Source organism: Novosphingobium sediminis (assembly GCF_007991615.1).
Classification (GTDB): Bacteria; Pseudomonadota; Alphaproteobacteria; order Sphingomonadales; family Sphingomonadaceae; genus Novosphingobium; species Novosphingobium sediminis.
On sequence record NZ_BJYR01000046.1, the window covers coordinates 1 to 10,236 of the forward strand.

General features: G+C 61.7%; 11 protein-coding genes. 9 read left to right on the forward strand and 2 right to left on the reverse strand.

The window, feature by feature from the left end; genetic code table 11:
- The 3 genes from NSE01_RS20850 to NSE01_RS20860 all read left to right on the forward strand — a co-directional run.
- Nucleotides 1–1,797: strawberry notch C-terminal domain-containing protein (locus tag NSE01_RS20850; protein ID WP_174812074.1), on the forward strand; the 1,797-nt coding region annotated here is incomplete at its 5' end.
- Nucleotide 1,798: 1 nt separating this feature from the next.
- Nucleotides 1,799–2,857 (forward strand): DUF7146 domain-containing protein, encoded by a 1,059-nt coding sequence (locus tag NSE01_RS20855; protein ID WP_147161492.1) that lies wholly within the window; start codon nt 1,799–1,801, stop codon nt 2,855–2,857.
- A gap of 305 nt (nt 2,858–3,162) precedes the next feature.
- Nucleotides 3,163–4,080 (forward strand): DUF2493 domain-containing protein, encoded by a 918-nt coding sequence (locus tag NSE01_RS20860; protein ID WP_066652291.1) that lies wholly within the window; start codon nt 3,163–3,165, stop codon nt 4,078–4,080.
- 271 nt (nt 4,081–4,351) lie between these two features.
- Here the strand turns inward: NSE01_RS20860 and NSE01_RS20865 are convergent, their stop codons facing one another.
- Entirely contained in the window at nt 4,352–5,254 is a 903-nt protein-coding gene (locus NSE01_RS20865; RefSeq protein ID WP_066652292.1) for a LysR family transcriptional regulator, read from the reverse strand.
- A gap of 93 nt (nt 5,255–5,347) precedes the next feature.
- Here NSE01_RS20865 and NSE01_RS20870 point away from each other — a divergent pair, with 93 nt between their 5' ends.
- The 6 genes from NSE01_RS20870 to NSE01_RS20890 all read left to right on the forward strand — a co-directional run bounded on the left by NSE01_RS20870 (nt 5,348) and on the right by NSE01_RS20890 (nt 9,795).
- Nucleotides 5,348–6,004, forward strand: coding sequence for an FMN-dependent NADH-azoreductase (locus tag NSE01_RS20870; protein ID WP_202189343.1), 657 nt, complete (start codon nt 5,348–5,350; stop codon nt 6,002–6,004).
- Nucleotides 6,004–6,774: an SDR family oxidoreductase gene (locus NSE01_RS20875; RefSeq protein ID WP_066652293.1), complete on the forward strand. Its 771-nt coding sequence runs from the start codon at nt 6,004–6,006 to the stop codon at nt 6,772–6,774. Before NSE01_RS20870 ends, NSE01_RS20875 begins: the two co-directional genes overlap by 1 nt.
- Before the next feature lie 463 nt (nt 6,775–7,237).
- On the forward strand, nt 7,238–7,852 hold the full coding sequence (locus NSE01_RS20880) for a 2-hydroxychromene-2-carboxylate isomerase (RefSeq protein ID WP_066652294.1): 615 nt from the start codon (nt 7,238–7,240) through the stop codon (nt 7,850–7,852).
- Nucleotides 7,853–8,149: 297 nt separating this feature from the next.
- Nucleotides 8,150–8,314, forward strand: coding sequence for a hypothetical protein (locus NSE01_RS21405; RefSeq protein WP_170233925.1), 165 nt, complete (start codon nt 8,150–8,152; stop codon nt 8,312–8,314).
- A gap of 144 nt (nt 8,315–8,458) precedes the next feature.
- On the forward strand, nt 8,459–8,863 hold the full coding sequence (locus NSE01_RS20885; RefSeq protein WP_147161493.1) for a hypothetical protein: 405 nt from the start codon (nt 8,459–8,461) through the stop codon (nt 8,861–8,863).
- A gap of 611 nt (nt 8,864–9,474) precedes the next feature.
- Complete coding sequence (locus tag NSE01_RS20890) at nt 9,475–9,795, forward strand: DUF736 domain-containing protein (RefSeq protein WP_066652326.1); 321 nt, start codon at nt 9,475–9,477, stop codon at nt 9,793–9,795.
- 49 nt (nt 9,796–9,844) lie between these two features.
- Here the strand turns inward: NSE01_RS20890 and NSE01_RS20895 are convergent, their stop codons facing one another.
- A complete protein-coding gene (locus NSE01_RS20895; protein ID WP_066652297.1) occupies nt 9,845–10,072 on the reverse strand; it encodes a helix-turn-helix domain-containing protein in 228 nt (75 codons plus the stop codon).
- Nucleotides 10,073–10,236: the final 164 nt, after the last annotated feature.

The window sequence follows — 10,236 nt, forward strand, 5'->3', positions numbered from 1 at the left end:
CTGGATTACCTCCTCCACAGCTTCCCGACCCAGCTTCATGAGAACTTCACCGACGGCGACGGCAATCTCGCGTCGAGGCCAGCCTATGACGAGGATGGCAATGCCGTGCAGTGCCGCGAGGCTTGTCAGCGGCGCGACCGGCTGATCGAACAATTGGCATCGATGGAGCCGGTGCAAGGCGCACTGGACCAGATCGTCCAGCGGTTCGGGACAGATATGGTGGCCGAGGTGACCGGCCGTTCGCGCCGGATCGTTCGCAAGGTCGATTCGAATGGCGACCGGCTCGCTGTCGAGAACCGGCCTGCCCAGGCCAACCTCGCCGAAGCGCAGGCATTCATGGAGGATCGCAAGCAAATCCTCGTATTCTCCGATGCCGGGGGCACAGGACGCAGCTACCACGCCGATCTGGGCGCGAGGAACCAGCGGCTCCGCCATCACTATCTGCTGGAAGCAGGCTGGAAGGCCGATGCCGCGATCCAGGGCCTGGGCCGCACCAACCGCACCAATCAGGCGCAGCCGCCGCTGTTCCGGCCGGTGGCCACCAATGTCCAGGCGGAGAAACGCTTCCTCTCAACAATTGCGCGGCGGCTCGACACTCTGGGTGCGATCACGCGCGGACAGCGGCAGACCGGTGGTCAGGGGCTGTTCCGCCCCGAAGACAATCTCGAAAGCCCCTATGCCCGCGATGCGCTGCGCCAGCTCTATGTGTTGATCTATGCGGGCAAGGTCGAGCGATGCTCGCTCGCGATCTTCGAAAGCATGACCGGCCTGTCGCTGACCGACAGCAGCGGGTGCCTCAAGGACGAGTTGCCGCCGATTACGACCTTCCTGAACCGGCTGCTGGCGCTTACCATCGACATGCAGAATGTGCTGTTCACGGTGTTTGAGCAGTTGCTCGGCGCCAAAGTGCAAAGCGCAATCGCGGCGGGCAGTTACGATCTCGGGCTGGAGACGCTGACCGCCGACAGCTTCACCGTCACAGCCAGCGAGCCGATCTACGTCCATCCGGCCACCGGCGCAGAAACCCGGTTGCTCACGATTGCAATGCAGGAGCGCAACCAGCCGGTGCCTCTCGAAAAGGCGTTCGAACTTCGGCGTGAGCCCGGCGCGCGGCTGTTGGTCAATGCCCGCTCGCGGCGCGCAGCAGTCCAGCTTCCGGCTCGCAGCCTCATGCTCGACGATGGCGAGGTTGAGCGCCGTGTCCGGCTGATCCGGCCAATGGAGCGGCTGAACTTCGCCCTGACCCACCTTCCCGAGACCAACTGGCAGGAGGTGGACGAGAGGACATTCGCGACCATCTGGCAAGACGAGGTGGTGCAAGTCGATGAATTCACGACAAGCGAACTGCACATCGTCACCGGCCTGTTGCTCCCCATCTGGAAACAGCTTCCCGAGGAATCGACGCGTGTCTACCGGCTCCAGACCGACGATGGCACCCGCATTGTCGGCCGCAGGGTGTCCGCAGCATGGGCAGCGAGCGCGACAGCCAGGCCAGACGCGCCAGTGTTATCGCCACCACAGGCAATCGCATTGCTCCGTGAAGGGCACGCAGTGCTCGACCTTGCCGATGGGCTGCAACTGCGCCGGTCGCGGCTAATGCAGGTGAACCGGATTGAACTCACCGGGTTTGGACCGACGGCGGTCGACCGGCTCAAAGCCATGGGGCTGTTCTCCGAGATCGTCAGCTGGAAACTGCGTCTGTTCGTGCCCGACGACATCGTGACAGGGTCGGCTGTGCTTGAGCGACTGTTCGAACGGCACCCCTTGGCCCGAATTAATGATCGAAAGGCTGCCTGAGATGGCAAAGCTCTCCACGCGTGCGGCAGAATTGTCGGAACGGCTTGCGCAGAACGTGCAGGCCGTTTGCCGCCATTATCTGCCCGCAGGCAGGCGTGAAGGCCGTTACTGGATGGTTGGCGATGTCGCGGGAACGCCCGGGCGCAGTCTCTATGTCCGCCTTTTCGAAACCGAACGCGGCGTGATCGGCAACTGGGTCGATGCCGCAACCGGTGAGCATGGCGATCTCGTTGATCTCATCCGGCTCAACCAGCGGCATGGGCGTCTTTCCGAAACCATTGAGGAAGCCGAACGATTCCTCAGCCTGCCACCTTCGGCTTCGGACGATGAGCGCAGTGCCGCGTCGTTCGCCAAGCCGGCGCGCGCAGGGTCCACAACCGCTGCCATACGCCTGTTTGCCGCCTCGAAACCACTGACCGGATCATTGGCGAGCACCTACCTACGATCACGTGGCATCACACGCGTATCCGACCTGCCAGCCCTGCGCTTTCATCCGCGATGCTACTACAGACCAAATGCGGACGATGATCCAGCAACTGCGGGCGCTTTCCCGGCACTGATCGCAGCAGTAACCGACAACGACGGCTTGCAGACCGGCGCCCATCGCACCTGGCTCGATCCATCCGGCTGCGCGAAGGCCAAAGTCGCATCGCCGCGCAGGGCGATGGGCAACATCCTCGGCAACGCCGTAAGGTTCGGATCTGCGGATGATGTCATGATCGCAGGTGAAGGCATCGAGACCATGCTGTCCCTACGTGAAGTTCTACCAACCATGCCAATGGCAGCCGCAACCTCGTCAGCCCACCTTGCCGCCATCCTGTTTCCGCCAACACTTCGAGGCCTCTACGTAGCACGTGACCGCGATGTTGCAGGCGACGCGGCGTTTGGCACCCTGATCGACCGCACGAAGGCAGCAGGGATCGAACTTATATCACTCATGCCTGACCTCTCTGACTTCAATGACGACCTCCGCCAGCACGGCGCTGGTGAACTGGCGGAACGGGTCCGCCATGATCTCCGAGAGCAGGATCAGACACGCTTTTCCTTCAACATTGGCTGAGCCGATACGGGGTTGGAGGATGGGGCGATGGCTGCGTGCATAGGACTTGAGCCAAGACCTAGCCCAGCCCGTCCTTCTTCGAGCGGCGTCCGAGAGACCGGCTGCCGCGAGGCCGCAATGGCGGTTATGCGGCTATTTTCCGGCGGCGCATCCGCGCCTTTCCATCGCGAACCAAAATAGCCGCCCGCCCGCCATCCTCCGCTGCGCTTCGGTCCATGTGGATGCAGCCTCGCGGCAGCCGGTCAGAGGGACGCCCATGAAGGCCGGGCAAGTTGCCCGGTCCCAAAGCCCCAAGGACCGATGCGATGACCACCATGCCCGACTCAGAACCCGAACACGAAGCCTCAGCCACCGCCCATCTCCTCGATGAAATCGCGCTCTACGGCTATCGCCCCTTCTCCGACGAAGCCGACCCGCGGCCGCTCCCCGAAGAGCGCATCGCCGCTGGCGCCGTCGCCGACATGTTCGATGCTCTCATCGCCACCATGATCGACACCAGGCTCGAACCCGATCTGGAGGACCTGTGCTGGTCGCTCGCCTATCTCTTCCACCGCGCCGAAGCCCGGATCCAGCGCGAGCTCGACGATAACGAAGATGCTCAGAAGCGCAGCCAGCGCGAGCAGGATGGCTCCGAGGTCATGTCGGTCGAACTCGAACGCCTGCTGCGCGAAGGCACCGGCTTGATCGAACGCCGCAACGCCATGGAATTTATGCGCGATGCGGCCGGCGACCAGTTCGAAGCGCATTTCCGCAAAGCCTGGACCCCGCGTACCGGGTCACTCGTCAACCATCGCACTATGACAGCCGCCATGATCGACAGCCGGGATTTTCTAGCCGCGAAGCGTCGCTCAGAAACCGAGCCGCTGCTGCCGGTAGGCACCCGCATCGCGTTCACATCCGGACCTGAGTATCAGAACCACAACCGGATATGGGCCGTGCTGGACAAGGTGCTCGCCAAATATCCAGACATGGTCCTGTTTCACGGCGGCAATCCCGCCGGCGGCGAACACATCGCTTCGCTCTGGGCGCGCAATCGCAAGATCACCCATGTCCCGTTCCGGCCAGACTGGGAGCGCTTCAAGAACGCCGCACCGTTCCGTCGCAACGACCAGATCCTCGAAGCTCTGCCAAAGGCTGTGGTTGCCTGTCCAGGAAATGGCATCAACGCCAATCTCGTCGACAAGGCGCGCAAGATGGGAATTGCGGTCTGGGCAATTGAATGAGCACTATTGGTCCATATCGCCCAATGTCTGACCTGATCCCTCCTACTACTCGAGACCGTGGTCGTTCAATTGTTGGTGCTGAAGGTTAAAAAACTGCCGCTTTAAAGCAATGGGATCGTCTATAGAAAACCTACTGGTGACTAATCGGGGGATACAGCTGCTTGGCTGTTTTCTTGATCACCCGAGTTCGCAGCAAATAACTGCTAATCGTTAGACGAGCTGCCCTTCGAAATGAAGGGGGCAAGAGAGCAAAGGTCTGCAAGCCCTCACCTCACACGGATTGCTTCAGCCAATCCACCAGCACCCTGACTTTGCGCGGAACGTAGGCGCTGGAAGGATATAGTATCCAGGCAGCGGTGTCGAAATCGGCAGCGGTCGCCTCCCATTCGGGGAGCATATCCACCAACGCCCCGCTGGCAAGGTCCTCGGACACCATCCAGTCGGCAAGCAGCGCTGGCCCCATACCATCCGACGCAGCCCTGCGGATCGCCGGAGGGCTTGAGATCGCAAGCCGTCCGTGAACCAGAACCCGCCGGACCTCGCCACCGCGCCGGAACGACCATTGCGAACGGTAGCCCGGCAGCGTCAGCAGCAGGCATGACATCGCCGCAAGATCCTCCGGCGCAGCAAGGTTTCCGCTGCGGGCGAGCCAGTCGGCGCTTGCCACCACCCGGTAGCGCGTCGTCATCAGCCGCGTAGCGACCAGATCGCCGCTCGGCCGCACTGCGAGCCGCAGGGCAAGGTCGATACGCTCTGCCGCGATATCGACGACTGCGTCGGTCAGCATCGCCTCGACGGAAATCTCCGGGTAAAGCTGCATGAAGCGGTGAAGGCGCGGGGTGAGCCAATGGGTACCAAAAGCGGTCGATGCCGTGATGCGCACAAGGCCAGAAGGCTCGGTCAGCACATCACTTGCTGCGGCGCGCGCCGCATCGAGCTCTGCCACCAGCGTGCCCGCGCGCTGCAGGTAGATCGCACCGGCCTCGGTCAGGTTAAGTCGGCGCGTGGTGCGATCAAACAGACGGAAGCCCAGTTCGCGCTCAAGCCCGGCGATGGTGCGTGAGACGATCGAGGGATCGACCAGCCGCCGGCGCGCGACGGCTGCAAAAGACCCCTCCGTCGCGACATCGACGAAGCATCTGAGGGCACCAAGCGAGACATCATCCGTATTCATTAATGCTATCTTCGCATGAATATAGTGCGTTTGGCAATCTTTCCGTCACAGTGAGCACGCTTCATCTTGGTTCGCTCACAAACGGAGACCATGATGATGACCCACATTCTCAGACTCGATGCCTCGGCCCGTCCCGGACCGAACCTGGCAGGTGCCGAACAGGCGTCGTTCAGCCGCGCGCTCGGCGATGCTGTGCTCAAGGGACTGGTGGCGCACGGGGCGCGGCTCGGCGTCGAGCGCGACCTCGGCGGGAACCCGCTGCCCGCGATTGCCGATGCGACCATCAAGGGCTTTTACGCTCCGTCCGAGGCAATGACCGACGCCCTGCGTGCCGCCACCGCCTTGTCCGACACCCTGATCGCCGAAATCGAAGCGGCCGATGTGCTGCTCATCACCACCCCGATCTACAATTTCGGCACGCCTGCCGCGCTCAAGGCGTGGATCGACCAGATCATGCGCATCGGCCGAACCTTTGCCTATGAGGAAGGCGCGTTCCGCGGTCTGGTCGAAGGCAAGCGCGCCTATGTCGCCTATTCCTACGGCGCGCGTGGCTATGGCAAAGGCGGGGCTCTCAACAGCTTCGACTTTCTGCGACCCTATCTGACGCTGATCCTCAACTTCATCGGCATTACAGATGTCACCAGTTTCGCGGTCGAAGCGACCACCGCCGATGCCACAACCGTCGATGCGGCGATGGCCGCAGCGCTCGCCGAGATCGAGCGTCACTTTGCGTCCGAAGGAGTAGCGTGATGCTCAACAATGATATTGACCTCACCGGCCAAACAGCCATCGTCACCGGGGCGAGCCGCGGGATCGGTGAGGCGACCGCATGGCGTCTCGCGAATGCGGGTGCCAACGTGGTTCTCTTCGCCCGCTCGGGCGCGGCGATCGAAAGCATCGCCGCTGCCACTGGTCCCCGCGCGCTCGCGATCGCCTGCGATGTGGCCGATTGGGAATCTGTCAGTTGGGCCATTGCCCGTGCGATCGAGCACTTCGGGCAGATCGATATCCTGATCAACAACGCCGGGGTGATCGATCCCATTGCCCGTATTGCTGACGCCGATCCGGAAGGTTGGAGCCGCGCGGTCGACATCAACCTCAAAGGCGTGTTCCACTGCACTCGCGCCGTTCTGCCAGTGATGAAGATGAGCGGCGGGGGGACCATCATCAACATCTCGTCGGGTGCCGCCACCAGTGCGCTGGAGGGGTGGTCACACTATTCGGCGACGAAAGCCGCGGTGCTGATGTTTACGGCCTGCGTCCACAAGGAGGAGGCCGCTAACGGCATCCGCTGCGTTGGCCTGTCACCGGGAACGGTCGCAACGCAGTTCCAGCGGACGATCCAGGCAGCCGGGATCAACCCTGTGTCGAAGCTGGCGTGGTCGGATCACATCCCGGCCGAATGGGCCGCCGAGGCCGTGGTATGGCTGACGAGCGATGCTGCGCACGTGCATGATGGCGGCGACTTCTCGATAAAGACCGACGTAGGGCGCGCGGCCGTCGGTCTTCCGCCGCTTTAGGCCAACCGAAACGACCGCTCAGGGGCCGACACGAGATATGCCGCTGGTGGCCGAATTCCGATTGAAGCAGCCGGGCAGGTTTCAATGACCCGAAAGGGAGAGCTGCCTTCGCATTGCGTTGCCGCCTTTCCCGAAAACGATGGTATTTCGGGAACGAACCTATGTCGAATAGAGCGGCTAGGTGTAGACGCTTGCAATCGAACATGCGCTGCTCGCAATCGAGGCAGATTTTTGCTCAGATTATCGGCCACTCGGCGCGGGGCGCTACTCAAGGTAATTGACGCCGTACTCGCAATTATCGGCGTTCCCCTGCAATCGAAGTGAATTGCTCAGGCCATGTGACAATGAAAGTCCCTAAGGTCTAGCGATATCCTGTTCGCAAGGTTGCAGGCGCTGTATGCGTTGCATTGTGGCAACGCCGCTGCGAGGTTGCAGCGGTCGGCATTGTAGGGAAATTGCAGCCTTGATCGCAGACTTCTATTTTGGCGTTGGCAGCCGCTATTCCTACCTGGCTTCGACCCAGCTTGCTGCGCTCGAAGCCGAAACGGGAGTGAAGTTTAACTGGCTCGCTGTAGACAGCGCTCAGCTGATTGCGACGGCGCATGGCGGGCGCAGTCCCTTTGCCGGCACGAATGGCTCCGGCCAATATGACTGGGGCTATCGGCAGAAGGACGCTGAAGCATGGGCGGCGCTTTATGGTGTGCCCTTCCGCGAGCCGCATGGCCGTCTTGCTCTTGACCCCAACCTGCTCTCGCTTGCCTGCACGGCTGCGCGGGGGCTCGGCGTCGCCGAGGCCTACGCTCATGCACTGCTTCGCGCGGTTTTCGCCGACGATCTGCCTGCCGTGGACCGCGCTGTATGTATCACATGCGCTAGCAGGGCAGGACTGGACCGAGACGCCTTTGCAAACGCACTTGATGATGAGAACACATGGAAAGAGCGAGAGCGGGTTACGGCGAAAGCGATAGAGCAGGGTGCGTTCGGTGTGCCGACCTTCGTTGTCAATGAACGGCTGTTCTGGGGCAATGACCGCATAGTGCTGCTGCGCCATGCCTTGCTTCAAACAGGACCGTTTTAAGACCTTACAAAGCGGCATTCCGGATCGCGCAGCGCCGCGAAGATCAGTAGCTACTCGGCCTGCAGTTGGGAATACCAGTATCGTCGGGCGACCCTATTTCGGGTTCCTGGACACACCCCGCTCTTTGCGGCCAATCCGTTGGCCGACCCCAAGCCTCCTTCAATCAACCCGTAAAGGGTCCGCTACGCTCTGCGTGCGGCCACTGCGGCTGCTCCTTCGTGGTGATTGCGGCTTTGCGCCGTCTGTCCGGGGCCTGTCGAGCAGGGATGGTCCCTGCTCCGAGACAGGAGCTCGAACATGTCACTCACCATCGCACAGCGTCACGCCTGGAGCCTCGCCCGCACCTTGATGGTCTGCGTCACCCTGTTCCACGCCGGTAACGGCTTCGGCGCAGTTCCCTCGTCCGAATTCGATGGCGATGCCGACAGCGTGATCCAAGAATATGACCCGTTCAATCCCTGACCGCGCAAATTTGCGCTGCGCCGCCTGGCTGGATGCCCATCGGGTATTCCAGCCGATGCGCATTTCTGCTATGGATTCCATGCACATTGCGCTGCGGTGGAGGTGGAGAGCGCGTCCCTTGCCCTTGGTTCCAAGGAGGACGCCATGCTGATCGGCTTTGCCCTGATAATCGTCGCAGTATTCCTTTGCTGCGCGCTTCTATTCCGCCTTTCGATCTACGCCTTACCGTTATTCGTCGCGTTTCTTGCGGGTTCGGCGACTTACCGCACCGACAGCGGCATTCTCGCTGCGCTCGCCGCCGCAGCCATATCTGCGATCATCCTGCTTGCTGCAGCCCGGTTAGCACTGGCGTTTGCTAAGTCCGAACTGACACGTGCTGCGGTCGGCGTCACCTTTGCCGCGCCCGCAGCTGTTGCGGGCTATCACGCAGTGCATGGCATTGCGGCGGCGACCATGCCGCCAAGTGCATGGCAACTCGCCTTATCACTGCTCGGCGCTGCGATAATCGCGGCTGCATCCTGGACGCAATGGAGCCGCGCCCGTCCCTAGCTTTTTCATTTTCCAAGCCCCGCTCGGCACATGCCCGGCGGGGCTCGCACAGCCAAATCGGCCAGTACGAGGCAGGCGTTGTGTTCGAGTGGCAGTTTCTGCGTCCCTCTTCTTGGGTCAGGTTGGTCTGGGCGTTTGCGCGGTCGAAGCGAGGCCGAGAATCCGCAGTCGGTTTTGGGCTGGCTAGTGGCGGACCGATTGCGCTGATCTCAATCAGGCCCGGATTGGCGCATGGCCGTTGCCGATATCTGCGATTGCAGTGACGACTAGGCAGCACACCCGTGACGACACCTTTCTCATCGCCGTTCGGTCTTGGAAGTCCGGGAAGTGCCATGGCTCCCGATCAAGTGTCATCCGAGCCCAATGCCGCCTCTTCAATGGCTTTGGTTGGCAGGGGATGGCTTCGCCGCTTGATCCCTTGCTGCAACGCCGTCTGCACCGACTTTCTTCCCCTGGGCGTGCCGCCCATTCCTCGCGAGGCAAGAAAGCCGTCTGGCCGTCGTCCTCCACTGCGTTTCGGCCGTTCCGGTGCAGCGGGCGCAAGCCCCCGCCTTCAACCAGCCATCGAGGCCGCGATGGGCGCGGGTTCGACCAACTTGAAGGAATGCATCATGGCCAACATCGGAACTTTCACCAAGACCGGCAACGAATACAAGGGCGAGATCGTCACCATGTCGGTGCAGCAGAAGAACGTCCGCATCGTCCCCGATACCAGCGACAACGAAAATGCGCCGTCGCACCGGGTTTTCGTCGGCCGCGCGGAAATCGGCGCCGCCTGGACCAAGACCTCCAACGAAGGCCGCGAGTATCTCTCGGTCAAGCTCGACGATCCCAGCTTCACCGCTCCCATCTTTGCCAACCTCTTCGATGACGAAGACGGCAAGAGCTTCAATCTGATCTGGTCGCGCGCCCGCCGCACCAACGGCGACTGACCGCACAGCCAGCCCCGCCCGGCACCTGCCGGGCGGGGCATCGGCTTCCTTATTGATCAAATCCAGCGGGGGGATCGGCGAGAAGGTAAGCTGGCTTTACATCAAGGGCCTGCGCAGTCTCATGGATCGAGAGGAGCGTGGCATTCTGACTGCCGCGTTCAATCATGCTGACATAGGCGCGATCAACACCCATCCGTTCGGCCACCGCTTCCTGGCTCAAGCCAGCGGCGATGCGATAGTAGCGCACATTGGCACCGAACAGTTTGCGGATGTCCATCCGCAGCTTAGAAACCGGTCGCGTATTCTCGTGCTACGTATTATAATACGCGGAGGGGCGCGGTGCTCAGGCCGAATTCGATTTCGACCCCTGTGAGAGCTTATCCTCACGAGCGCAGAAGTCTCTCCGCATGAGGGGATAAGATTAGTTTTCGCCATTTTGGA

Excerpts from the sequence above, each read along its gene's own strand:
- NSE01_RS20855 (WP_147161492.1), top strand. The coding sequence starts at position 1,799 with ATGGCAAAGCTCTCCACGCGTGCGGCAGAATTGTCGGAACGGCTTGCG.
- NSE01_RS20860 (WP_066652291.1), top strand. The coding sequence starts at position 3,163 with ATGACCACCATGCCCGACTCAGAACCCGAACACGAAGCCTCAGCCACC.
- NSE01_RS20865 (WP_066652292.1), bottom strand. The coding sequence starts at position 5,254 with ATGAATACGGATGATGTCTCGCTTGGTGCCCTCAGATGCTTCGTCGAT.
- NSE01_RS20870 (WP_202189343.1), top strand. The coding sequence starts at position 5,348 with ATGATGACCCACATTCTCAGACTCGATGCCTCGGCCCGTCCCGGACCG.
- NSE01_RS20875 (WP_066652293.1), top strand. The coding sequence starts at position 6,004 with ATGCTCAACAATGATATTGACCTCACCGGCCAAACAGCCATCGTCACC.
- NSE01_RS21405 (WP_170233925.1), top strand. The coding sequence starts at position 8,150 with ATGTCACTCACCATCGCACAGCGTCACGCCTGGAGCCTCGCCCGCACC.
- NSE01_RS20885 (WP_147161493.1), top strand. The coding sequence starts at position 8,459 with ATGCTGATCGGCTTTGCCCTGATAATCGTCGCAGTATTCCTTTGCTGC.
- NSE01_RS20890 (WP_066652326.1), top strand. The coding sequence starts at position 9,475 with ATGGCCAACATCGGAACTTTCACCAAGACCGGCAACGAATACAAGGGC.
- NSE01_RS20895 (WP_066652297.1), bottom strand. The coding sequence starts at position 10,072 with ATGGACATCCGCAAACTGTTCGGTGCCAATGTGCGCTACTATCGCATC.